Origin of the sequence: Streptomyces sp. NPDC048182 (assembly GCF_043202555.1) — a bacterium.
Taxonomy (GTDB): Bacteria; Actinomycetota; Actinomycetes; order Streptomycetales; family Streptomycetaceae; genus Streptomyces.
The window spans coordinates 78,832-102,006 of sequence record NZ_JBIDAQ010000002.1; the positions used below are offsets into that span (position 1 = coordinate 78,832).

Consider the following 23,175-nt stretch of genomic DNA (forward strand, 5'->3'; position numbering starts at 1 on the left):
TGGGGAGCTTGCGATGGCACAGACGACTGCGGGGAGCACGGCGGTCCGGAGGGCCGGGCGGGGCGCCCGGGCCCGGTGGGGGCTGGCCGTGGCGGCCGGGGTGGCGGGCGTCCTGACGCTCACCGGGTGCACGGACGACGGTGATTCGGGGGACGCGGGCGCCTCGGGGAGCCCGGGGGCCGCCTCGTCGGGGCCGGGCGGTTCCGGGCCCTCGGCGAGCGCGTCCGCAAGCGGCGGTACGAGCGGGACGCCCGCCGGCGGCGGGGAGTTGGCGGGCAGCTGGCTGACCACCAGCGGCGGCCACGCCGTCGCCCTGGTGGTGACCGGCGACAAGGCCGCGCTCTTCGCCACCGGCGGGTCGGTGTGCAGCGGCACGGCGAGCGGCGACGCGATCCGCCTCAAGTGCACCGACGGCAGCGACGACCGGGCCGACGGGACGGTCGAGTCGGTCGGCGAGAACACCCTGAAGGTCAGCTGGCGGGGCGGCCCCGGCGAGGAGACGTACACCCGGTCGGAGGGCGGCTCGCTGCCGCCGGGGCTGCCGACGGCGGGTCCGGCCTCCTGAGTCTGAGACCCTGTGCCGTCCCCGGTTCCCCGGGGACGCTCCGCTCGCCTCCACAGGAAGACCGCCGATGCGCACCACGCACACCCTCACCGCCGCCGTCACCCTCGCCTCGGCGCTCCTGCTGACCGCCTGCGACGACGGCGGGGGCGCCGACGACGGCGCCGACCGCGGCGGCGACGGCGGCCGGGGCGGGGTCGCCGCCTGCGGGCTCGGCGACGTCGACGTGCGCGTCGACGCGAGCCCGGCGCCCGCCGCCGGGGACACCGGCACCGTCACCGTGAGCCTCGCCCGCTCCGGCGGGCCGTGCACGCTGGACGGCTTCCCCGCCGTCACCCTCGCCGCCGACGGCACCACGGCCGAGGTCCCGAAGGACCAGGCGGCCGCGGCGCAGAAGCTGACCCTCGCCGAGGGCGGCGAGGCGTCCTTCACCCTCACCTACGTACGCGGCGAGGCCGGCGGCTCCCCCGCGGGCCTCGCCGTGCGGACCGCCCGCTTCGCCCTGCCGGGCGCCGCCGAGACCCGTGACGTCCCGTGGTCGTACGGCGAGGTCGCGCTCAAGGCCGGGAAGCCGGACGCGACGGTGGGGGCGTTCCAGCAGGCGGGCGACTGAGCCGATCCGGTCCGGGGAAGCCGGAACGGTCCGGGGAGGCCGGTCCGGTCCGGGGAAGCCGGTCCGGTCCGAGGAGGCCGGTCAGGGCAGCGGGCGGAGGCGGCCGACCTGGGCGCGTTCGGCCGCGCGGGTGCCCTCCGTCCAGCCCGCCTCGTCGTCCACGCCGCGCAGCCGGGTGGTCGTGGTGCGCGGGAACATCGCCTCCAGGCGCTCGGTGACGGCCACTTGGCGGGAGGCGAGGACGGGCAGCAGCTCGGCCGCGCCGTCGCCCGTGGTCCCCTCGGTACCTTCAGCCCCTGCGGCGGCGCGCTCGGCGGTGGTCCGCTCGGCCACCGCGCGCAGGCGGGTGCCGGCCCGGTGCGCGTAGGCGGCGAGGAAGGACTGGCGGAAGGTCTTGGTCCGTTTCCGCCCGCCCGACCGCTGCGCGGCCTCCGCCTTGGTCATCGCCGCCTCGGCCTGCACCAGGAGCGAGGTGTACAGCAGCTCCACCGCCTCCAGGTCCGCCTCGAACCCGACCACGGTGGAGAAGCCGAACGCCTCGCTCCACACGGCCCGGCAGTGGTTGGCGTCGGCCACCGCGTCGAGCAGCACCGCCTTGGTCTGCTCGTACGGCGCCTCGACGCCGATCCGGCGGGCGCCGGGCGCGTCGGGCGCGGGCGCGTGGGCGGCGAGCAGCGCCTCGTCGACGCTGTGCCGGGCCATCAGCTCCTGCGCCTTCGCGCTGAGCGCCTCCGCCTCCTCGGGATAGCCGGTCGCCTCCGCCTTGGCGAGCAGCGCGCGGATCCGGGCGAGGGCCCGGGACTCGGGCCTCGCCTCGACGGTCTTCCCCTGTTGTTCCAAGGGCTCCAGGGCGGGCAGGCGCAACAGGAGGCGGTACAGCTCCAGGAGGGCGGTGGCGTGCGAGAAGCGGTCGGTACGGGCGGCCTGGTGCGGTGCGCCGGGCAGGTCGGCCAGTTGCGCGGCCCAGCGGGGGCCGCGCGGCCGGTCCCGCGCAGCCTGCGCCCGGATCAGGCCGGCGGCAAGCCGCACGTGCACGTCCCCCAGCTCGCGCCGCACGATCCGCACCAGGTCGGCGGGCTGCCATTCGCGCCGCCAGGCCGCCGCGACGAACTCCTCGCCCCGCCGCGCCAGTTCCGTGTCGGCCGCGGGGTCGGCGGCGAGCAGCGAGGCGGCGGTGTCGAGGGCGGTGTCGGCGGTGTCGTAGAGGGCGGCGGCGAAGGCGCGGTCGACGGTGCTGGGCGTACTCACCCGGCGATGGTGCCACGTGGGCCCGCGGCGTCTCATCCCGCGAAAACCGGTCGAGGCGCCGCCGCCCGGCCGCACACGATGGAGGCATGGTGGATCCGACTCTCTACACGGCGTTCCTGCTGGCCGGCTTCGCGCTGTGCGTCACCCCCGGCCCGGACATGATGTTCATCGTGGCGATGGGCGGGCGCGGCGGTCCCACGGCCGGCGTGATGGCCGCCCTCGGCGTGGCGAGCGCCATGCTGGTGCACGCGGTGGCCGCGGCGCTCGGCCTGTCGGCGCTGTTCACGGCCCTGCCGACGCTCTACCACGTGCTGCGCTGGGCGGGCGCGGCCTACCTGCTGTACCTGGCGGTGAAGGCGTTCCGGGACCGCTCGACGCCGGCCGAGGAGGGGGCGCCCCGGGGCCCGGGAATGCGGCGCGCCTTCTGGCAGGGCGCGATCACCAACCTGCTCAACCCGAAGGTGATCCTCTTCAACGTGGCCTTCCTGCCCCAGTTCGTGGACCCCTCCCTCGGCCACGTCCCCGGCCAACTGCTCGTGCTCGGCGGCACGCTGGTGGTGCTGGGCTTCCTGACCGACGGGCTGATCGGCCTGGTCTCGGGGCGGCTGGCCGGCCTGCTGCGGCGCAGCAAGCGGGTGAACCGCTGGATGAACATCGCCTCCGGGACGGTGTTCACGGGCCTCGCGGTGCGGCTGGTGGTGGCGTCGCCGAAGTGACCGTCAACCACCGGTTGACACTCCCCGGCGAGGCAACCTACGGTTGACACATGACGATGAATCCGGGCATCGCGTCGACCGTGCGCCTCGACGAACTCATCGACGCGATCAAGACGGTCCACCCCGAGCCCCTGGAGCAGCTCCAGGACGCGGTCATCGCCGGGGAGCACCTCGGCGAGGTCGCCGACCACCTCATCGGCCACTTCGTGGACCAGGCCCGGCGCTCCGGCGCGTCCTGGTCGGACATCGGCCGGAGCATGGGCGTCACCCGGCAGGCCGCCCAGAAGCGCTTCGTGCCGAAGGAGTCGGCCGGCCTCGACGCGAGCGCCGGCTTCAGCCGCTACACGCCCCGCGCGCGCCAGGCCGTGAGCGCCGCGCACGACGCGGCGGTGGCCGCCGGTGCCACCGAGGGGCTGCCCGAGCACCTGCTGCTCGGCCTGCTCACCGAACGCGACGCCTTCGCCGCGCACGCGATCACCGCCCAGGGCGTGCCCCTCGACGCGGTCCGCGAGGCGGCCACCCGGGTGCTGCCTCCGGCCGCCGCGGACGTCCCGGGGCTGATCCCGTACGGCCCCGCCGCCAAGAAGGTCCTGGAACTGACCTTCCGCGAGGCCCTGCGCCTCGGCCACAACTACGTCGGCACGGAGCACATCCTGCTCGCCCTCCTGGAGCACGAACACGGCGCGGGCGTGCTCAGCGGCCTCGGCGTCACCAAGGACGCGGTCGAGCGGTGGCTCGCGGAGGCACTGGCGAAGTTCGTGACGCCGGCGGGGGCGGAGCCGGCACCGGGCGCCGGGCCGACGGCGGGGGCGACCCCGGCGCCGGGCGCCGGGCCGACGGCGGAGGCGACCCCGGCGCCGGGCGCCGGCGAGGAGTCCGGGCAGGGGCCCGAGCCGGGGCAGGGGCGGGGGCGGGAGCTGCGGCAGGAGTCCGGGCGGGAGCCGGGACAGGAATCCGGGCGGGAGTCGGGGCAGGGCTGAGCGTCGAGGTCGGACCGCGTCCCGTCGCGAGGCCGATGTCAGACCCCGGTGCGAGACTCGCCGTATGGCCGAAAGGTGGGCACTCGCCCCGGCCGAGGGCGGTGGCGTGGAGGTCGCTCCCCTCGGTCCTGACGGGCTGCCCGCCGGGCCGGTGCGGCGGGAGGCCGGTCCCGCCGAGGCCGTAGGCGACCGGCCGGAGGCCACCCGGTGGGTCTGGCGGTCCACCGCCGACCTCCACCCCCGCCTCGCCGCCGCCGGGGTCCGGGTGGAGCGGTGCTACGACATCGAGGTGGCCGAGACCCTCCTCCTCGGCCACGAGGGGCGGTACGGCGAGCCGCGTTCCGCCGCCGCGGCCCTCGCCCGCCTGCGCGGCACCCCCGTCCCGCCCGATCCGCCGCCGCGCTTCGCCGAGCGGGGCGCCCAGTCCTCGCTCTTCGAGCCGCCCACCGTCCACCTCCCCCTTGCCGACCTGCTCGCGGTCTACGCCGAGCAGCAGCGGCGCCACGAGCGCGCCGCGCACCCGGACCGGATGCGGCTGCTGACCGCGGCCGAGTCCGCCGGCACCCTGGTGGCCGCCGAGATGAACCGCGCCGGGCTGCCCTGGCGGGCCGACATGCACCGCGAGGTGCTGCGCGACCTGCTGGGCGAGCGGTACGCGGGCGGCGGCGAGCCCCGCCGGCTCGCCGAGCTGGCCGACGAGGTGTCCGCCGCCTTCGGCCGCCGGGTCAGACCCGACCTGCCCGCCGACGTCCTCAAGGCGTTCGCGCAGGCCGGCGTGAAGGTGGCCTCGACCCGGCGCTGGGAGCTGCGGTCGGTCGACCACCCGGCGGTGAAGCCGCTCCTGGAGTACAAGCGGCTGTACCGGATCTGGGTCGCGCACGGCTGGTCCTGGCTGCAGGACTGGGTGCGCGACGGCCGCTTCCGTCCCGGCTTCCTGATCGGCGGCGCGGTCTCCGGGCGCTGGGTGACCAACGGCGGGGGCGCGCTCCAGATCCCGAAGGTGATCCGGCGGGCCTGCGTCGCCGACCCCGGCTGGCGCCTGGTGGTCGCCGACGCCGACCAGATGGAGCCCCGCGTCCTCGCGGCCATCTCCCGCGACCCGGCGCTGATGGAGGTGGCGGGCCGGTCGGCCGACCTCTACCAGGCGGTGTCCGAGCGGGCCTTCGCCGGCGACCGCGACCGGGCCAAGCTCGCGGTGCTCGGCGCGATGTACGGGCAGACCAAGGGCGACGGCCTCAAGAACCTCGCCGCGCTGCGCCGCCGCTTCCCGCGGGCGGTCGCCTACGTCGACGACGCGGCCCGGGCCGGCGAGGAGGGCCGCCTCGTCCGCACCTGGCTGGGCCGCACCTGCCCGCCGGCCGCGGACCCGTCCGACGACGCGGCGGAGGAGGCCGGGCTGCCCCAGGGCGGTGACCCGGACGCCGGCCCGCGGGAGTGGACGCCGGGCCACGCCTCGGGCGACGCGCGGGCCCGCGGTCGCTTCGCGCGCAACTTCGTCGTCCAGGGCAGCGCCGCCGACTGGGCCCTGCTGCTGCTCGCCGCGCTCCGCCAGCGCCTCGCCGGCCTCGCCGCCGAGTTGGTCTTCTTCCAGCACGACGAGGTGATCGTGCACTGTCCCGAGCAGGAGGCCGACACGGTCGTCGCGGCGATCCGCGAGGCCGCCGACCTGGCGGGCCGGCTGACGTTCGGCGAGACGCCGGTGCGGTTCCCGTTCACGACGGCGGTGGTGGAGTGCTATGCCGACGCGAAGTGAGGGGCGGGATGTCGGGCGGCGGGGCGTGTGAGCACCGCATGCGCGGCCGGCCGTGTACGCGGGGGCGAGGCAGGCCGGCCGAGCCGATCCCCTCCGGCATGAACCACACCTCCCCCTCTCGGCCTGCGATAGGAGGCCAGCCGGTCGGGTAGACGGGAGCAAGGGGCGGGCGGGGCGGGCCAGAGGGGGCAGAGCATGTCGGGGAACCAGCGTCGCGCCGCGAGGTCGGACCGTCTCCAACTCCTCGGGTACCTGGCCTCACTGTCCGCGATCTCGATGGCGACGGGGTTCGCGGTCGGCGCCCTGCTCGGGGGCGCGCGGGACTGGCTGCGCGACGGCCTCGTCATCGGCGTGATCGCGGCGGCCTCGGGATGGGGCGCGTTCGCCGTGGTGTGGCGTCTGGAGAGCCGCCGAGCCCGCGGCTTCGGCCTGGACGCCGACCGGTGGATAAGGCTCGGGCGGGAGGTGCGCCGCGGGACGCCGCCCACCGACCCGGCCGTCCGCCCGGCGGTGCTCGAGATCCTCGCGCGCCAGCGCCGGACGCTGGAGCAGCAGCGCGCGAGCGGTTGGACATGGCTGCGCCTCGCCCTGATCGTCCTGTGGCTCTCGACGGCGGTGTTCCGCGCCCTCGACGGCTCGTACGCCCTGGCCGCCCTGTTCCTCGTCCTCAGCACGCTCTTCCTCCTGACCCCGCTCACACTGCGCCGCCAGGAACGCCGACTGGCCGCCGCTTCCCGGGCGTTGCGCGCCGAAGACGCCGCGGAACAACCGAGCCCCTGACCACACGCGGCGTCCGCTCGTACCGCCGAAGCGGGCGTACCGGCACCCAGCCATGGCCGATCCCGACCACACCGCACCGCCCCCGTCCGCCGGCCGACGTCCGACGCACACGGCGGAGACTGCGGATGGGCGACCGCCCCTCACCATTGCTGGGCCGCGCGCGACGTGCTCCCCTCCGAGCCAGCCTCCGACGCCCCGCGCGACGCCTCAGCCATCGCGCACGACACGGGCAAACCACGTGGCCGGCGACCACACTCACCGCACGGCGACGAGGCATCCTCCACTCCCGCAGGAGGTGACGATCACTCCGCCGAGCCGGAAACCCCGCGCCGGCCCGCCTGGAAGCGCGCTTTCTTCTGCCGGTTGCCGCACGTGTTCATGTCGCACCACCTGCGCGTACGACTCTGGCTGGTGTCGAAGAAGGCGGCTCGGCAGGTCGGCGACGCGCACAGGGCCAGCCTCCCGTCCCGCTCACCCGCGATGATGTCGACCGCGTCGGCGGCGATCACGCCGAGGGCGTCCTCCACGGAGGAGCCCGAGCCGAGCTGCCAGCGCCGCTCACCCTCGGGCGTCAGGACGGCCGCGGCCCGGCTTCGGACGCTGCGGTCGTTGATGACGCGGACAGCGGAGGCGGGAAGTACGTCCCCTGTGGCGGCGGCTGTGGCGGCGGCGTGGATCGACTCCCGCAGCTCCCGGGCGAGTTCGAGCTGAGCAGGGGTGCACGACGCCACGGCGAGGCCACTCACCGCCAGCCAGTCCACGAGCCGCTGCGGCGTGGGGACGCGCTCCACGGGATCACCGTGCCGCTCCGACAGAGTCCCCGTGAAGCTGGTCGCCAGCACCTTGCCGAGGCGGAAGTCAGGGAACTCACTACGCATGGAACCACCTTAGCCGGTTGCAGCACACCCACAAGCCCTGCTAGAACCGTCTTAGCCGGTTCACCCATGGCCAGGAGGTCTCATGCCCCGCCCAGCCGCCGACGTACAAGCCTTCGCATCCCGCGCAACCGACGCCGACCTGGCCGATCTGCGCGCCCGCCTGACCGCGGCACGCCTACCGGAACCCGAGACGGTCCACCCCTCCCGCCCCGGCCCCCGCCGCTGGGACCAGGGCGTGCCGCTCGCCGACCTCACCGACGTCGTGGACTACTGGCGCACCACGTACAACTGGCGGTCGTTCGAGGAAGACCTCAACCGCGTCGGCCAGTTCCGCACGACCATCGACGACCTGGGCATCCACTTCCTGCACCGCCGATCCCCGCGCGCGGACGCCACTCCCCTGCTCATGACGCACGGCTGGCCGGGCAGCATCGCGGAGTTCATCGACGTCGTGGACGAATTGGCAGACCCAGAAGCCCCCGAAGCACCGGCCTTCCACATCGTGGCCCCGTCCCTCCCCGGCTTCGGCTACAGCGACAAGCCGGCCACCACCGGATGGGGAACGGAGAAGATCGCGGCCGCCTGGGTAGAACTCATGGCACGGCTCGGCTACGACCGCTTCGCGGCCCACGGCGGCGACTGGGGCGGCAACATCACCACGGTCCTCGGCGGCAGGTTCCCGGAGCACGTCCTGGGCATCCATACGACGTTCGCCGAGGGCCCGCCCGGCCTGACGACGGACGGCCTGACGACGACCGAGCGCAGGTGGGCCGAGGAAACCCACAACTTCTGGCACCACCGCGCCGCATACGCCAAACAGCAGGCCACCCGACCGCAGACCATCGGCTACTCCCTCGTGGACTCACCGGTCGGCCTCCTCGCCTGGATCCTCGACAAGTTCGCCGAGTGGTCGGACACCGAGGACAGCCCCTTCGAGACGATCTCCAGGGACCGCATCCTCGACGACGTCACCCTGTACTGGCTGACACGCACCGGCGCCTCAGCAGCCCGCATCTACTACGAGAGCCACAACTCCCTCGACCCCGAACTCCGGGTCGACGTCCCGTCGGCGATCACGATGTACCCCCGCGACATCGAGAAGTGCCCACGCCCCTGGGCAGAGCAGCGCTACCGCCGACTCGTCCGCTGGAACTCCCCCGACTCCGGAGGCCACTTCCCCTCCCTGGAGGCCCCCACCCACTTCATCAAAGACCTGCAAGAGGGCCTCACAGCGGTACTGACCGCAGCCACCTGACCTCACCGCGAGCCATTCGCGCCCCGGGGCACACGGATCCGCCGACCACCGACAGGCCTTCCCACGCGCGGCAGCCGATCAGGCCGGAGCCAAAAGGACCCCGGGGAGACCACCGGCCCGCACGGCCTCCCGGCGGTGAACACCAGCCCGGGCAGGCGCTCGCCATGCTCCCCGAAGTACTGGCCTCGGGCATCGTCGGGAAGACCGCTCCCGCAGCTGGGAAGAGGGCCGACCCGGCTGCCCTACCGGCACGTGCACGCGGCCAGCTCATCGAGGCCGGCCCCCAGGCTGATGAGGAACTCGTCCGTCCCCACCCCCCGAGCGAGGGCCAGCGAGATGCCGCCGAGCATGCCGGGCAGGACGGACGGAGAGGTGTAGTGGTGCGCCCCTATCCAGCGCCGAACGGCGAGCGCCAAGGCGGTTCACACAGACGTCGATCGATCACCGCCCTGTCCCCGGCGACCTCAGAAACCGATGAGAGCCGTCCAGGCCGCATTACGCCGTGAGCGGGGCCGAGCCATCGGGGCAGTGCCTTTCCGCCGAGCCGCCGGCCCAATGCCCGCCTGCGTTTGACGGAGCCGCCTTCGGGATTCGGACCCGAGACCTACGCATTACGAGACCGAGAGTGTTCATGCTGCATGGTGCCTGGTTGTGCTGCCGAGTGACGTTCTGCCTGATCAGAGGAGGTGCGACAGGTTGACCTGCGCTATCCCGTGATCCACTGTCCGAAGGCGTCTGTCCACCGGCTGTCCACCGACGGAGGTTGTCGCCGGCCCAGCAGGGAGACCGGAGCCGGGCTCCCGACGACGCGTCGATCAGGCGGAGATGCGAACAGATGTCGCTGTAGAACATACACAAGCGCCCCGTCGCTGAGGTCCGGTCACCGCCACCTCCAGTTCCGGTGCCAGAGGCGCCGCGGGCGGCGAGATCGCCCACGCCTGTGGATGCCCGGGGTCGACACAACTGGCCGGGTCAATTGTCGTCGAGCCGTTCGTCAAGGATCTCGGCAGCCCAGGCGCGCAACCGTCGGCGCATATCCTCCACTTGGCCGCCGTCGACGCCGTAGGCCTCGTACTCCCGGTCCGGCCAGCGGTCGACTGCCCGCAGCGCTAGGGCGAAGTAGCTCGGATCGAACCCGGCGTCGTGCTCCGACGCCAACTGCAGCAGCCGCCCACTGGAGTACCGCCCGGAGGCGAGCGCGGCATTCACGTCGAGGTAATCCCGTGGCGCGGCCCGTCCGAACAGCGTGGTCACCTTGTTGGCAACCGCGTCATCGGGGTGCAGTACCGGACCGATCTCCAACACCGCAGGCGGCCGAGCCCGCCAGTCGCACCCGAGTTCCACCTTCGCCCTGTGCCCCTGTTCGTCGGCAACCGCAAACCGGGCGAACACCTCGGCGGACTTCTCCACCTCGACGGTCAGGTCGGCCGCCCGGTAGGCCGCAACCACCGCCTCGACAGCTTCGGAGAAGGCGACGGGGTCGGCGATGTCCGTGAAGAGGTCGACGTCGTCCGACAGCCGTTCCAGGAACCCGTGCGCCTGAACCGCGTACCCGCCGGCCAGGACGAAGCCGTATCTCTCGGCGGCTTCAAGACCGATACGGGCGAGTCGGGCATGAAACGGATCCATGCGGGCGAATACTACGCAGCCCTGCGGGCCAACTGCGGGAATCGCTCTTCCCACGCCAACCGTGCGCGCGGCGGAAGCCACAGCCTCTGCCACACGGTCGAGAGGAGCACCGCGTCCAGGAACTGCCGTAGCTCTTCCACATGCATGGCCTCACGGAGGACCGTCTCGTAGAGCATCCGCAGGTCGACGTCGTCCGACAGGTCGTAGACGCGCTTGGGCGTCCAGTCCAGTGCGGTCGGCAGAACCACCACTCCCGCTACCGGACCAGTCAGTTCCTCCAAGGTCTCCGGAACCGTGTAGGGCCGGATCTCCGCATACCGCACCCGTGCCTCCATGCATCCAGTATGCCCCTGCCCGCGCATTGTCCGCCGGTAGCTGTGACGTCTCGCGCCCGGTCCTGGGCAGCATGCAGGACCACCGAGCCGGCTCACGTCCCTCGCGTTCGGCAGGCCGACTCGCGCGCGTGACGGAAAGTGCTCGCCTGCCCTCTTCCTGTCACTCCCTGAGTGAGGACAACTGAGTATCGCCGACACGCTCACCGTCACCCCGGCCGGGTTGGTGGAGCAGTGACGCAAGGAACTAGGGCGCGAGTTCGGTCTGCCGACGGTGATCGCCCGGTGCCAGGGCTGGGAGGAGACGAACGCGGAGCGGCCGGTGGTGCTCGCCTCGATCGCCACCGCGCGCTGGGAGCCACTCAAGTCCCAGCTGACCGGGGGCAGCGGGATGTGGTGGTGGCGGACGAGGCGCACGGTGCAGAAACCGCAGATTCTACACGCAGCTTACCGCGAGAAGCGTGGTTTTCAGGCCCCAACTCCCTAAACGGGACAGCCTTCTAGACGGGCGTTCGACAGAACCCTTATCACCGAAGAGAGACCCGGCCGGTACTGACATCACCGGTCGCGAGGCCTCGATCCTGACCTTCGGAACCAAGGAGCAAGTCCGTGTCCACTACAGCAACAAGCGTCGGCGCCGCCAAGCACCTCACCTCGCTGACCCCGCAGCCCGAAGCGCTCGACCCCGATGCCAAGATGCCGGCCCGTGTCGAGCAGGGCGTCGACCCGAAGGACGTCAACCAGGCGTTGGACGCGATCGAAACAGTCATAGTCGACTCCTCGAACCCTGAACTCTCCGGGCAGGAACTCCACGGCTTCGTCGACATGATCGCCAACCATGCCCCCGACCCCGTCGCCGCGTTCAAGGCGTTCACCACCCAACACGACATCCAGGTCGTGGAGTGGGACACGTCCTCTCTCGCCGAGGCCCTCCGCGGCAAATTCCACGCTTACTACCTGCAGCTCATCGTCGGCCGCCGCATCCTCGTCGTCCCCGTCGGCCAAGACCCCGCCTTCTGCCTCCACGCCGCCCGTGCCCTCCTCACCCACCAGGAGGCAACCACGTGACCGCCGACATCCTCCGCGACCTCACGCTCACGGTCCGCCGCAGCCCCGTCTCCTCCCCCGGCAAGGCCGCCGAACTCCGCGACTTCCTCCCCGATGAAGGCACCGCCACCGTCATCTACGACCGGCACCTCACCAACCCGGGCACGGCCGTCTGGCTCGCCCGACTCGCGCTCCGCGAGCACGGCTACGCCGTCACCGAGGTGATCCTCGACGGGATGGGCCCGGACATCACCGCGCTGTTTCGGGAAGCGTCCCGGCTCCGCCTGAACGTCGAGCTGGGATCCCATGCCACCGTCCCCAGGGTCGTGGCCAACGAGCACGACCCCGCCTCGTACTTGATCCCCGCTGGCTGGGATCTCGCGGATGCCGCCGACCGGCTGCCCGCCGCACATGAGGCGGCCCGCCAGGAAGTCGTGCGCAACCTGCGAAGGATCGCCGCCGAGAAGCTGAAGGCCGGCGACGCCCTCGATCGGGCCCTCGACACGGCGGCCGGGATGATCCTGGAGACCGGAGACCCGGGTCTTGTATGGGAGACGCTCACCCGCGTCCTCAATCAGGTCGAGTCCGAGCAGGCGGAGGTTCCGGCATGACGACCGTCTTGAGCGCCGACGCCGCCAACATCATCAAGCAGCTGCGCGCCGACCAGGCCGCAGGCACCGCGGCCGGGCTCGGCACCCCCGACTGGGACGCCTTCCATGACCTGCTCGTCGAGTTGGTCGCCGAGGCCCCCGACCCGAAGGCTCGTGTCTGCGAGATCGCCGATCTCATCGAAGGCCACGCGCACACCCGCGAGGCCACCGCGTGAGCGCGGCCACCCACCCGAGCACCCGGGGCGCACTCGTGGGTGCCCCCGGCCGTCCGGCCTCACCCCGGCCGAGATCGTCCACCGGGCCTGATCGCCTCGGACACGCCGAGCGCTCCGCCGCTCCTCACCGGCATACTGGCCGGCGCTGTGGCCAGCGGCTTCACCGACGCCCACCTCGCCCGGCTGGGCGTCGTAATCATGACCGTTCTGTATTTCCTGCGCGGCTGACCACGCAGGGAACCGCGGCGATCAGCCCCCGCCGTCGGAGCTGAGGTTGAGTGGCCTATGAGGCATGCGAGGTGGCCGAGCGCGTGTGCCGCCGTCCTGGTCGGCGAACACGAGCTGCAATCCGATGGCACCAGCTCGCCAGGTGCCAGGCCAGCCGAGTACCCCGAGCCAGTTGTGAGTTCTGTCCGGACCGGACAGTTTCGACGGCGCCTGTCCACCACCGGGAGGAGACGGTCGCAATTCACCCGCCGATCAGGCGCAGCAAGAGTCTCCTGATGGAGTGTCAAGCACGACTGTCCACCGGTTGTCCACCGGGACCCTGTGCGCAATCCTCGTCCGCCCTCTGAAGGCTGATAAAAGGCCAGTTCAGAGCGTTGCATCGTTACTCTCGTCACAGAAAGGAAAACTTCGACCTACGCATTGCGACGCACAGGTAGACAGTGTCCGATCTGCCCAGATTCCAAGGTCAACGAAAACCAAGAAACCCCAAGTCAAAGGCTTGACCTGGGGTTCACCATGGAGCCGCCTTCGGGATTCGAACCCGAGACCTACGCATTACGAGTGCGTTGCTCTGGCCATCTGAGCTAAGGCGGCGCGCCGTGCGCACCTATGGTGCGATCAGCAACGTCGGTAAGTCTACACAGTTTCGCAGGGTGCTCCGCACCCGCCCCAGAGGGGACGGGTGCGGGGCGGGAGGGGCAGGTCAGGCGCAGCGTTTGCCGTTCTTCGGTGGGGTGCCGCGGAGGAGGTACGTGTTGATCGCGGTGTCGATGCAGGCGCTGCCGCGGCCGTAGGCCGTATGGCCGTCGCCGTCGTAGGTGAGGAGGTGGCCGGAGGAGAGCTGGGCGGCCAGGGCCTTGGCCCAGGGGTAGGGGGTGGCCGGGTCGCGGGTGGTGCCGACGACCACGACCGGGGCGGCGCCGGCGGCCTCGATGCGGTGGGGTTCGCCGGTGGGGGCCACCGGCCAGTACGTGCAGTTCAGGGAGGACCAGGCCAGGCCCTCGCCGAAGACGGGGGACGCCTTCTCGAAGGAGGGCAGTGCCTCGCGGACCTCGTCGGGGGTGGAGAAGGCGGCGGGGAGGTCGAGGCAGTTCACGGCCGCGTTGGCGGACATGAGGTTGCTGTAGCCGCCGTCGGCCTCGCGCTCGTAGTAGCTGTCGGAGAGGATGAGCAGGCCCGCGCCGTCCTTCTCCTTCATCGCCGAGGCGAGGGACTCGCGCAGTTGCTGCCAGGCGCCCTCGTCGTACATCGCCGCGATCACGCCCGTGGTGGCCAGGGACTCGGTGAGCTTGCGGCCGTCGGCGTCGCCGGTGGGGACGGGGCGGGAGTCGAGGCGGGTGAAGAAGGACTTGAGGTTCTTGCCGATCGTGGCCGGGGGCGTGCCCTTGGCGCCCAGGGGACAGTCGGTGCGGCGTGCGCAGTCCTTCGCGAAGGACTGGAAGGCCGTCTCGAAGCCCGCCGTCTGCTCCAGGTTCAGCCGCCGGGCCGGCAGCGCCGGGTCCATCGCGCCGTCGAGGACGAGGCGGCCCGCCCGCTTCGGGAACAGCCCGGCGTAGGTGGCGCCGAGGAATGTGCCGTAGGAGGCCCCGACGTAGTTCAGGCGGGAGTCCCCCAGGATCGCGCGCAGGACGTCCATGTCCCGGGCCGCCTCTACCGTCGAGACGTGGCGCAGCAGCTTGGGCGCGTTCGCGCCGCAGCCCTCGGCGAACTTCTTGTAGGCACCGACCAGCTCGTCCTGCTCGCCCGCGTCGTCGGGCGTGGTGTCCGTCTGTGTGTACGCGTCCATTTCGCGGCCGTCGAGGCACTCTACGGGCTCGCTGCGGGCCACGCCCCGGGGATCGACCGCCACCATGTCGTACCGGGCGCGCACCTCGGCCGGGTAGCCGATGCCCGCGTACTGCTGGAGGTAGCCGACCGCCGAGCCGCCCGGGCCGCCCGGATTGACCAGGAGCGATCCGATGCGCTTGCCCGGGCCCGTGGCCTTCTTGCGGGCCACGGCGAGGCGGATGTCGCCGGTGTCCGGTTTCGCGTAGTCGAGGGGGGCCTTCATGGTGGCGCACTGGAAACCGGGTGCACCGCAGTCGCGCCAGCGCAGCCGCTGGCCGTAGTACGGCGCCAGGGCGGCCGGTGTCGCCGTCGGCAGCGCCGCGAGGGTGGCCTGCGCGGCTCCGGGCTCCGCACCCGCGGACGTGGACGCGCCTCCGGCCGCCGAGCAGGCCGTGCCGAGGAGCGCGGCGGTGAGCAAGGTCGCCGCCGCTCGGGTGCGGGGGCGGTTCCTGCGGTGGGTGGGCGTGCGCCGTGTGTGCATACCGCCACCGTAACTCTCCGCAGTGGTGCGTGTGCTTCCTGTGGATAACGGGTGCCTCGTACGAGTTACCCGCCCAGGCCTGGTCCGCCCCGGCCCGCCCCGGTCCGTCGCGGCCCGCTCCTGCGTCGGGCCGCCCGGTTCAGCCCGCCCGCAGCGCCATCGTCATCGCCTCCACCGCCAGCAGCGGCGCCACGTTGCCGTCCAGCGCGTCCCGGCACGCGGAGATCGCCTCGATGCGGCGCAGCGTGGACTCCGGGGGACCGCTCCGGGCGACGCGCTCCAACGCGTCCCCGGCGTCGGCGTTGGCGATGGCCACGCGGGAGCCGAGCTGGAGGGCGAGGACGTCGCGGTAGAAGGAGGTGAGGTCGGTCAGCGCGAGGTGGAGGCTGTCGAGCTGCGTGCGGGTGCGGCGGCGCTTCTGCATCTTCTCCAGGTCGTTGATCACCCCCGCCGTGCCGCGCGGCAGCCGGCCGCCCTGCGCCGCACCGAGCGCCGCCTTCAGCTCCTCGGTCTCCTTGGCATCCATCTCCTCGGCGAGCTGCTTGGCGTCCGCCGCCGCCGCGTCGACCAGCTCCTGGGCGGCCCTGAGCGCCCCGCCCACATCCTCGACCCGCAGCGGCAGCCGCAGCACCGTGGTGCGGCGCTCCCGCGCGGCCGGGTCGGTGGCCAGGCGCCGGGCCCGGTCGACGTGTCCCTGCGTGGCCCGGGCCGCCGCGGCGGCGGCCTCCGGCTCGACGCCCTCGCGGCGCACCAGCAGGTCGGCGACGGCCTCGACCGACGGCGTGCGCAGGGTGAGGTGGCGGCAGCGGGAGCGGATCGTGGGCAGGACGTCCTCGACGGAGGGGGCGCACAGCAGCCACACCGTGCGCGGGGCAGGCTCCTCGACGGCCTTGAGCACGGCGTTCGCCGACCGCTCGTTCAGCCGCTCGGCGTCCTCGACGAGGATGACCTGCCAGCGGCCGTTCGCCGGCGAGGTGAACGACTTGCGGACCGTGTCCCGCATGTCGTCCGCGAGGATCTGGGTGCCGACCGCGGCGACCGTGCTGACGTCGGCGTGCGTGCCGACCAGGGCCGTGTGGCAGCCGTCGCAGAAGCCGCAGCCGGGGGCGCCGCCGAGCGCGCGGTCGGGGCTCACGCACTGGAGCGCGGCGGCGAAGGCCCGCGCCGTCTGGTTGACGCCGGCGCCGGGGGGGCCGGTGAACAGCCACGCGTGCGTCATCTTCGACGCCTCGGGCAGCGGTCCGTCGGTCGCCGCGGCGGTGACGAAGGCGTCGGCGTCACGGGCCGCGGCGGCGAGCTGGTCGCTCACCTTCTCCTGCCCGACGAGGTCGTCCCACACGGTCATGGGTCACGCCGTCCTTCCGTCACATCCACGCTCACGCGCCACCGCGTCCGCGCTCACGCGCCCGCTCCGCCTCCGGGTCCGGCGGTGCCGCACCCCATTGTGCGATGCGGCACCGACAACGGCGTCCGAGCAGCAGGTCAGCGCCGGCCGCGGCCCCGCCACGAGCGACCGCCACCGCTGCCGTCGCCCTGCCCCCGGTCACCCCGGCCACGCCGGTCCCGGTCGTCCTCGTCGGCGCCGCCGTGCGGTCCGAGCAGCTCGTCCGCCAGCGACGGGAGGTCGTCCAGCGGCGTCTCCTCGGCCCAGTCGGAACGGCGCCTGCGGGAGGGCGGTGCCTGGCCCGGGTCGATCCGGGGCAGCTCCCGCGTGTCCCGCGTGCGGTCCTCCGGCTCCGGCTCCGGCGCGGGGGCGGCGGCTGGGGCCGCGTCCTCGTCACGGAAGTAGCCCCGCGGCAGCCGGTCGGCGGGGGTCTCGCCCCGCGCCTGCTCCTTCCGGGCGCGATCGTCCCGCACGCGTGCGTCCTGGGCGCGATCGTCCCGCACGCGTGCGTCCTGGGCGCGATCGTCCCGCACGCGCGCGTCCCGCACGTCCTCGCTCCGCGCTCCCTCGTCCCGTACCCGCGGCAGCACGGCCGTCTCGTCCGCCGCGCCCCCCGTCGCCGGCGGCAGCACCGTCGTCTCGTCCGCGGCCCCCGGCGGCGGTACGGCCGGCAGGACCGCCGTCTCCTCGGACGCGTTCGGCGGCATCGGAGGGATGGGCAGCTCGGCCGTCACCTCGGACTCCGACGGCTCTGGCTCGGCGGTGCGGCCCCCAGGGGTGCCGGTGCCGGCCCGTTCGTCCCGCACCGGCCGCAGTACGGCCGTGTCGTCCGCCGCACCCTCCGGCGTGTCGCCCGGCCCGTCACCCGGCGCGACCACCGGCGTCGGCACGGTCACCGCGTCCGTGGGAGGCGCGGTCGGCGGGGTCTCCGGCTCGGGGGCCGCCGCCGCGGCAGCCGCCGCCTGCTCCGCCGCCCGGCGTGCCGCCTCGGCGCGCAGCAGGGCCTCCTCGGCCTTGCGCTGCTTCTCCAGGCGCCGCTCCTCGGCCTCGGCGCGCTCGCGGCGCTCCTCCTCGGCCCGCTTGCGCAGCCGCGCCTGCTCCTCCTGGCGCCGGGCCTCCGCCTCGGCGCGGGCCTTCTCCTCGGCCAGCAGCCGGGCCCGCTCCTCCTCGGCCTTGCGGTGGGCCTCCTCGGCGCGCTGCCGGGCCTCCTCCGCCTGCCGTTCGGCCTCGCGGCGCTGGGCCTCCTCCAGCTCGCGCCGCTTGCGCTCCTCCTCCTCGGCGCGCAGCCGCTCCAGCTGCTCCTGGCGCTCGCGCTCCAGGCGCTCCTCCTCGGCCTTGCGCGCGGCCTCCTCCTCCGCCTTGCGGCGGGCCTCCTCCTCGGCCTTGCGGCGCGCCTCCTCGCGGGCCTCGATCTCGGCCTGGGAGAGCGGCAGCACCTGGTCGAGCCGGTGGCGTACGACGCTGCCGACGGCCTCGGGCTCCTGGCCGGCGTCCACCACCAGGTAGCGGCCGGGGTCGGCGGCGGCCAGGGTGAGGAAGCCGGTGCGCACGCGCGCGTGGAACTCGGCCGGCTCGGATTCCAGGCGGTCCGGCGCCTCGGTGAACCGCTCGCGCGCGGCCTCCGGGGACACGTCCAGGAGCACGGTCAGGTGCGGGACCAGGCCGTTGGTCGCCCAGCGGTTGATGCGGGCGATCTCGGTGGGCGACAGGTCGCGCCCGGCGCCCTGGTAGGCCACCGAGGAGTCGGTGTAGCGGTCGGAGACGACCACGGCGCCCCGTTCCAGGGCGGGCCGGACGACGGTGTCGACGTGCTCCGCGCGGTCCGCGGCGTACAGCAGCGCCTCCGCGCGGTGCGAGAGGCCGGCGCTGGAGACATCGAGCAGGATCGAGCGCAGCCGCTTGCCGACCGGCGTGGCGCCGGGCTCGCGGGTGAGCACCACCTCGTGGCCCTTGGCCCGGATCCACTCGGCCAGCGCCTCGGCCTGGGTGGACTTCCCGGCGCCGTCGCCGCCCTCCAGGGCGATGAAGAAGCCGTTCGCCGCGGGCGCGGGCACGGGGTCGTCGCCGCCGAGCAGCGCGTCGCGCAGGTCGTGGCGGAGCGGGACGCCGGAGCGGTCGTCGACCTTGGCGAGGACCAGCGCGGCCACCGGCAGCAGCAGGGCGCCGGCCAGCATCAGCAGGAAGGCGGCGCCGCCGTGCGCGAAGAGGAACTTGCCGTTCTCCAGGCGGTGCGGTCCGATCGCCGCGGCCAGCAGGGGCGCGACGACCGCGCCGAGGGCCACGCAGACCCGGACCACGGCGTGCAGGTGCTCGGTGGTGCGGGCGCGGCGCTGCTCCTCGGTCTCCTGGTCGAGCAGCGCGTGCCCGGTGTTGGCGGCGACGCCCGCGGCGGTGCCTGCCAGGGCGAGGATCAGCAGCACGGTGGTGGCGTCGGGCACCAGGCCGACCGCGAGCAGGGCCACGCCGGCGAAGGCGATGGCCAGGGCGAGCAGCCGGCGGCGGGAGAGCGAGGGCAGCAGGGCGGGGGCGGTGCGGATGCCGACGACGACTCCGCCGGTCAGCGCGGCCACCATCAGCCCGTAGAGCACCGGGCCGCCGCCCAGGTCCTTGGCGTGCAGCACCGCCACGGCCACCGCGGCGGAGATCGCGCCGGCGACCGCCGCGCAGGCGGCCACCAGCAGCCGGACGGCGCCGGTGCGGCCCCGGTCAGGCCCTGCGGCGTTCTTCGGGCGGCGCAGCCCCTCCAGCGGCGAACGCGCGCGTGGCGTGCGCCCGCCGGGCAGCTCCAGGAAGGTGACGACCGACAGGGACGCGGCGAACAGCCCGGCCGCCACGTACGAGCCGAGCGCCGCCTGGTGCTGGTCGAACCAGTCGATCCCGGCACCCAGCAGGTTGTTCAGCAGACTCGCGACGACGAGCACGGCACCGGCCAGCGGCACGGCGACGAAGCTCGTGCGCAGGGCGAGGCGGCGCAGCGCGTCCATGTGGTCCGGCAGCGGCCGTATCGCCGCGCCCTCGGGCGGCGGCGGGGGCAGCAGGGCGGGGGCGGCGCTCTCGCGGCACACCGTCCAGAAACGCTCGGCGACGCCGCTGAGGAAGACGGTCACCAGGAGGACGGCCGGCGCGTCGTCCGGGGTCCAGTCGATCCACAGCGGGGCCACGATCAGCAGCGCGGCCCGCAGGCCGTCGGCGCCGACCATGGTCCAGCGGCGGTCCAGCGGCCCCTCCGGCGAGGTGAGCGAGGTGAGCGGCCCGAGCAGCACGGCACCGAAGAGCAGCGTCGCCAGGATGCGCACGCCGAAGACGATCGCCACCGCGAACGCCACGCCCCGGTAGCCGCCGCCGAAGGAGCCCGCCCCGATGGCGGCCTGCACGACGAGCAGGACCAGCACAAGCAGGGCGAGCGTGTCGCCGACACCTCCCACCAGCTGTGCGCTCCACAGCCGCCGCAACTGCGGACGGCGCAGCAGGGAGCGGACGGCGCGCTCGCGGGAGTCCGCGACGAGGGCGTCATCCGAGGTGGGGTGAGGGGCCGTTGGCTGCTCGGCTCGCGTCATGCGTTCAGCCTATCGGTCGGCACCGACAGCCCGGGGCGCCCCGCCGAACGTTTGCACGCCCCGGCACCATTCCGGCGCCGAGGCGTGCGTTTCGCGAAGAACGCGCGGGTCGGTCCGCCGCGGAGGGTCAGTCCTCCCCGACGGGTCAGTCCTCCGAGGACTTCGACGCGGCGGCCTTCTTGGCCGCCGTCGTCTTGGTGGCCGCGGTCTTCTTCGCGGCCGTCGTCTTCTTCGCGGCCGTCGTCTTCTTCGCCGGCGCCTTCTTGGCGGTCGACTTCTTCGCGGGCGCCTTCTTCGCCGTCTTCTTGGCGGGCCCCTTCGCCCGCTTCTCGGCGAGCAGCTCGTAGCCGCGCTCCGGCGTGATCTCCTCGACGCTGTCGCCGGAGCGCAGGGTCGCGTTGGTCTCGCCGTCGGTGACGTACGGGCCGAAGCGGCCGTCCTTGACCACGACCGGCTTCTCGCTGACCGGGTCGGTGCCCAGCTCCTTCAGCGGCGGCTTGGCGGCCGCCCGGCCCCGCTGCTTGGGCTGGGCGTAGATCGCCAGCGCCTCCTCCAGCGTGATCGAGAAGAGCTGCTCCTCGGCCTGGAGCGAGCGCGAATCGGTGCCCTTCTTCAGATACGGGCCGTACCGGCCGTTCTGCGCGGTGATCTCCACGCCCTCCGCGTCGGCGCCGACGACACGCGGCAGCGACATGAGCTTGAGGGCGTCGTCCAGGGTCACCGTGTCCAGGGCCATCGACTTGAACAGCGAGGCCGTCCGCGGCTTCACGGCGTTCTTGCCGGTCTTCGGGGTGCCCTCGGGGAGCACCTCGGTGACGTACGGGCCGTAGCGGCCGTCCTTGGCGACGATGGTGTGGCCGGTGGCCGGGTCGGTGCCCAGCTCGAAGTCGCCGCTCGGCTTGGCCAGCAGTTCCTCGGCCATCTCGACGGACAGCTCGTCGGGAGCCAGGTCGTCCGGGATGTCGGCGCGCTGGTGGTTCTCGGCGTCCTTCTCGCCGCGCTCGATGTACGGGCCGTAGCGCCCGACGCGGAGCACGATGTCGTTGCCGACCGGGAAGGACGACACCTCGCGCGCGTCGATCGCGCCGAGGTCGGTGACCAGCTCCTTGAGGCCGCCCAGGTGGTCCCCGTCGCCGTTGCCGGCGTCGGCGGCGCCGCCGGTGGTGGCGCCTTCGCCGCCCGGGGCCAGGCCGCTGTCGGCCCCGGTCTCGCCGAAGTAGAAGCGGCGCAGCCACGGCACCGCCTGGGCCTCGCCGCGCGCGATGGCGTCGAGGTCGTCCTCCATCTTGGCGGTGAAGTCGTAGTCGACCAAGCGGCCGAAGTGCTTCTCCAGGAGGTTGACGACGGCGAAGGAGAGGAAGGACGGCACCAGGGCCGTGCCCTTCTTGAAGACGTAGCCGCGGTCCAGGATGGTGCCGATGATCGACGCGTACGTCGACGGGCGGCCGATCTCGCGCTCCTCCAGCTCCTTGACCAGCGACGCCTCGGTGTAGCGGGCCGGGGGCTTGGTGGCGTGGCCGTCGACCGAGATCTCCTCGGCGGTGAGCCGGTCGCCCTCGGCGACCTGCGGCAGCCGGCGCTCGCGGTCGTCCAGCTCGGCGTTCGGGTCGTCGGCGCCCTCGACGTAGGCCTTGAGGAAGCCGTGGAAGGTGATCGTCTTGCCGGAGGCGCTGAACTCGACGTCCCGGCCGTCGGTGGCGGTGCCGCCGATCTTGACGGTGACGCTGTTGCCGGTCGCGTCCTTCATCTGGGAGGCGACGGTGCGCTTCCAGATCAGCTCGTACAGCTTGAACTGGTCGCCGGTCAGGCCCGTCTCGGCGGGCGTGCGGAAGCGGTCGCCGGAGGGGCGGATCGCCTCGTGCGCCTCCTGCGCGTTCTTGACCTTGCCGGCGTAGGTGCGCGGCTGCGGGGGCAGGTAGTCGGCGCCGTACAGCTGCGTCACCTGGGCGCGGGCGGCGCGGACCGCCGTGTCGCTCAGGGTCGTGGAGTCCGTACGCATGTAGGTGATGTAGCCGTTCTCGTACAGCTTCTGGGCGACCTGCATCGTCGACTTGGCGCCGAAGCCCAGCTTGCGCGAGGCCTCCTGCTGGAGCGTCGTCGTACGGAACGGGGCGTACGGCGAGCGGCGGTACGGCTTGGACTCGACGGAGCGGACCGCGAACCGCGTGTCCGCCAGGGCGGCGGCGAGCGCGCGGGCGTTCGCCTCGTCCAGGTGCAGGGTGTTCGCGCTCTTCAACTGCCCGACGGAGTCGAAGTCGCGGCCCTGGGCGACACGCCGGCCGTCGACCGTCTGGAGGCGGGCCACCAGGGAGGACGGGTCGGAGGCGTCGCCGGCGCGGCCGGTGGCGAAGGTGCCGGTCAGGTCCCAGTACTCGGCGGAGCGGAAGGCGATGCGCTCGCGTTCCCGCTCGACGACGAGGCGGGTGGCGACGGACTGGACGCGGCCGGCGGACAGCCGCGGCATGACCTTCTTCCACAGGACCGGCGAGACCTCGTAGCCGTAGAGGCGGTCGAGGATGCGGCGGGTCTCCTGGGCGTCGACCAGCTTCTGGTTGAGCTGGCGCGGGTTGGCCACGGCGGCCCGGATGGCGTCCTTGGTGATCTCGTGGAACACCATGCGCTTGACCGGGATCTTGGGCTTGAGAACTTCCTGCAGGTGCCAGGCGATGGCCTCGCCCTCGCGGTCCTCATCGGTGGCGAGGAAGAGCTCGTCGGAGTCCTTCAGGAGATCCTTGAGCTTCTTGACCTGGGCCTTCTTGTCGGCGTTGACCACATAGACGGGCGCGAAGTCATGGTCGACGTCCACACCGAGGCGGCGGACCTCGCCGGTGTACTTGTCCGGCACCTCCGCGGCGCCGTTGGGAAGGTCGCGGATGTGCCCGACGCTCGCCTCGACGACGTAACCGGGCCCGAGGTAGCCCTTGATCGTCTTCGCCTTGGCAGGCGACTCGACGATGACGAGTCGGCGGCCGCCGCTCGCCATCTCGCTGGCGGTGTCGCTGGTCGGGGACAACTTCGCTCTTCTCTCCGGTCGACGCTGGGCCTGCCCCGGGGGGTCGCCCCGGGGTCGGGTCGTACT

General features: G+C 73.3%; 18 protein-coding genes, 1 tRNA gene and 1 pseudogene. 10 read left to right on the forward strand and 10 right to left on the reverse strand.

Annotated features, from left to right (window positions below; all coding sequences use genetic code 11):
• The first annotated feature begins 13 nt into the window (after nucleotides 1-13).
• Together ACGFZL_RS03365 and ACGFZL_RS03370 are read left to right on the forward strand one after the other, a co-directional pair.
• Entirely contained in the window at nucleotides 14-565 is a 552-nt protein-coding gene (locus ACGFZL_RS03365; RefSeq protein WP_393688799.1) for a hypothetical protein, read from the forward strand.
• Between the two features lie 67 nt (nucleotides 566-632).
• Nucleotides 633-1,175 (forward strand): DUF4232 domain-containing protein, encoded by a 543-nt coding sequence (locus tag ACGFZL_RS03370; protein ID WP_393688801.1) that lies wholly within the window; start codon nucleotides 633-635, stop codon nucleotides 1,173-1,175.
• An 81-nt stretch (nucleotides 1,176-1,256) separates the two neighbouring features.
• Here ACGFZL_RS03370 and ACGFZL_RS03375 read toward each other — a convergent pair whose 3' ends face one another.
• Nucleotides 1,257-2,423 carry a DUF2786 domain-containing protein gene (locus tag ACGFZL_RS03375; protein WP_393688803.1) on the reverse strand — a complete coding sequence of 389 codons (1,167 nt, stop codon included), beginning with the start codon at nucleotides 2,421-2,423 and terminating at the stop codon, nucleotides 1,257-1,259.
• 86 nt (nucleotides 2,424-2,509) lie between these two features.
• Here ACGFZL_RS03375 and ACGFZL_RS03380 point away from each other — a divergent pair, with 86 nt between their 5' ends.
• The 4 genes and pseudogenes from ACGFZL_RS03380 (at nucleotide 2,510) to ACGFZL_RS03395 (ending at nucleotide 6,652) form a co-directional block, all read left to right on the forward strand.
• Nucleotides 2,510-3,139 (forward strand): LysE family translocator, encoded by a 630-nt coding sequence (locus ACGFZL_RS03380; RefSeq protein ID WP_393688805.1) that lies wholly within the window; start codon nucleotides 2,510-2,512, stop codon nucleotides 3,137-3,139.
• A 50-nt stretch (nucleotides 3,140-3,189) separates the two neighbouring features.
• A pseudogene (locus tag ACGFZL_RS03385) lies at nucleotides 3,190-3,936 on the forward strand (Clp protease N-terminal domain-containing protein); the annotation flags it as partial.
• Nucleotides 3,937-4,183: 247 nt separating this feature from the next.
• Nucleotides 4,184-5,872: a bifunctional 3'-5' exonuclease/DNA polymerase gene (locus ACGFZL_RS03390; protein WP_393688807.1), complete on the forward strand. Its 1,689-nt coding sequence runs from the start codon at nucleotides 4,184-4,186 to the stop codon at nucleotides 5,870-5,872.
• A gap of 195 nt (nucleotides 5,873-6,067) precedes the next feature.
• Nucleotides 6,068-6,652, forward strand: coding sequence for a hypothetical protein (locus ACGFZL_RS03395; RefSeq protein ID WP_393688809.1), 585 nt, complete (start codon nucleotides 6,068-6,070; stop codon nucleotides 6,650-6,652).
• A 302-nt stretch (nucleotides 6,653-6,954) separates the two neighbouring features.
• On the opposite strand, the gene ACGFZL_RS03400 is transcribed toward ACGFZL_RS03395, so the two are convergent.
• Entirely contained in the window at nucleotides 6,955-7,530 is a 576-nt protein-coding gene (locus ACGFZL_RS03400) for a CGNR zinc finger domain-containing protein (protein WP_393688812.1), read from the reverse strand.
• 82 nt (nucleotides 7,531-7,612) lie between these two features.
• Here ACGFZL_RS03400 and ACGFZL_RS03405 point away from each other — a divergent pair, with 82 nt between their 5' ends.
• Nucleotides 7,613-8,785, forward strand: coding sequence for an epoxide hydrolase family protein (locus ACGFZL_RS03405; protein WP_393688814.1), 1,173 nt, complete (start codon nucleotides 7,613-7,615; stop codon nucleotides 8,783-8,785).
• Between the two features lie 242 nt (nucleotides 8,786-9,027).
• On the opposite strand, the gene ACGFZL_RS03410 is transcribed toward ACGFZL_RS03405, so the two are convergent.
• The 3 genes from ACGFZL_RS03410 to ACGFZL_RS03420 all read right to left on the reverse strand — a co-directional run bounded on the left by ACGFZL_RS03410 (nucleotide 9,028) and on the right by ACGFZL_RS03420 (nucleotide 10,749).
• Complete coding sequence (locus tag ACGFZL_RS03410; protein ID WP_393688816.1) at nucleotides 9,028-9,201, reverse strand: hypothetical protein; 174 nt, start codon at nucleotides 9,199-9,201, stop codon at nucleotides 9,028-9,030.
• A gap of 556 nt (nucleotides 9,202-9,757) precedes the next feature.
• Nucleotides 9,758-10,414, reverse strand: coding sequence for a nucleotidyl transferase AbiEii/AbiGii toxin family protein (locus ACGFZL_RS03415; RefSeq protein WP_393688818.1), 657 nt, complete (start codon nucleotides 10,412-10,414; stop codon nucleotides 9,758-9,760).
• An 11-nt stretch (nucleotides 10,415-10,425) separates the two neighbouring features.
• A complete protein-coding gene (locus ACGFZL_RS03420) occupies nucleotides 10,426-10,749 on the reverse strand; it encodes a hypothetical protein (RefSeq protein WP_393688820.1) in 324 nt (107 codons plus the stop codon).
• Between the two features lie 606 nt (nucleotides 10,750-11,355).
• Here ACGFZL_RS03420 and ACGFZL_RS03425 point away from each other — a divergent pair.
• The 3 genes from ACGFZL_RS03425 to ACGFZL_RS03435 are packed head-to-tail and all read left to right on the forward strand — an operon-like array spanning nucleotide 11,356 to nucleotide 12,619.
• Complete coding sequence (locus ACGFZL_RS03425; protein WP_393688822.1) at nucleotides 11,356-11,814, forward strand: hypothetical protein; 459 nt, start codon at nucleotides 11,356-11,358, stop codon at nucleotides 11,812-11,814.
• Nucleotides 11,811-12,404 carry a hypothetical protein gene (locus ACGFZL_RS03430; RefSeq protein ID WP_393688824.1) on the forward strand — a complete coding sequence of 198 codons (594 nt, stop codon included), beginning with the start codon at nucleotides 11,811-11,813 and terminating at the stop codon, nucleotides 12,402-12,404. The genes ACGFZL_RS03425 and ACGFZL_RS03430 overlap by 4 nt, the downstream gene beginning before the upstream one ends.
• Nucleotides 12,401-12,619: a hypothetical protein gene (locus tag ACGFZL_RS03435; RefSeq protein WP_393688826.1), complete on the forward strand. Its 219-nt coding sequence runs from the start codon at nucleotides 12,401-12,403 to the stop codon at nucleotides 12,617-12,619. Before ACGFZL_RS03430 ends, ACGFZL_RS03435 begins: the two co-directional genes overlap by 4 nt.
• Before the next feature lie 745 nt (nucleotides 12,620-13,364).
• Here the strand turns inward: ACGFZL_RS03435 and ACGFZL_RS03440 are convergent.
• From ACGFZL_RS03440 to topA, 5 genes are all read right to left on the reverse strand, one after another.
• Nucleotides 13,365-13,441 (reverse strand) — tRNA-Thr (locus ACGFZL_RS03440).
• 109 nt (nucleotides 13,442-13,550) lie between these two features.
• Entirely contained in the window at nucleotides 13,551-15,155 is a 1,605-nt protein-coding gene (locus ACGFZL_RS03445; RefSeq protein ID WP_393688828.1) for an alpha/beta hydrolase, read from the reverse strand.
• Between the two features lie 139 nt (nucleotides 15,156-15,294).
• Complete coding sequence (locus tag ACGFZL_RS03450) at nucleotides 15,295-16,500, reverse strand: DNA polymerase III subunit delta' (RefSeq protein ID WP_393688830.1); 1,206 nt, start codon at nucleotides 16,498-16,500, stop codon at nucleotides 15,295-15,297.
• A gap of 137 nt (nucleotides 16,501-16,637) precedes the next feature.
• Entirely contained in the window at nucleotides 16,638-20,096 is a 3,459-nt protein-coding gene (gene tmk / locus ACGFZL_RS03455; protein WP_393688832.1) for a dTMP kinase, read from the reverse strand.
• A 145-nt stretch (nucleotides 20,097-20,241) separates the two neighbouring features.
• Nucleotides 20,242-23,109: a type I DNA topoisomerase gene (gene topA, locus ACGFZL_RS03460; RefSeq protein WP_355174668.1), complete on the reverse strand. Its 2,868-nt coding sequence runs from the start codon at nucleotides 23,107-23,109 to the stop codon at nucleotides 20,242-20,244.
• Nucleotides 23,110-23,175 lie beyond the last annotated feature (66 nt).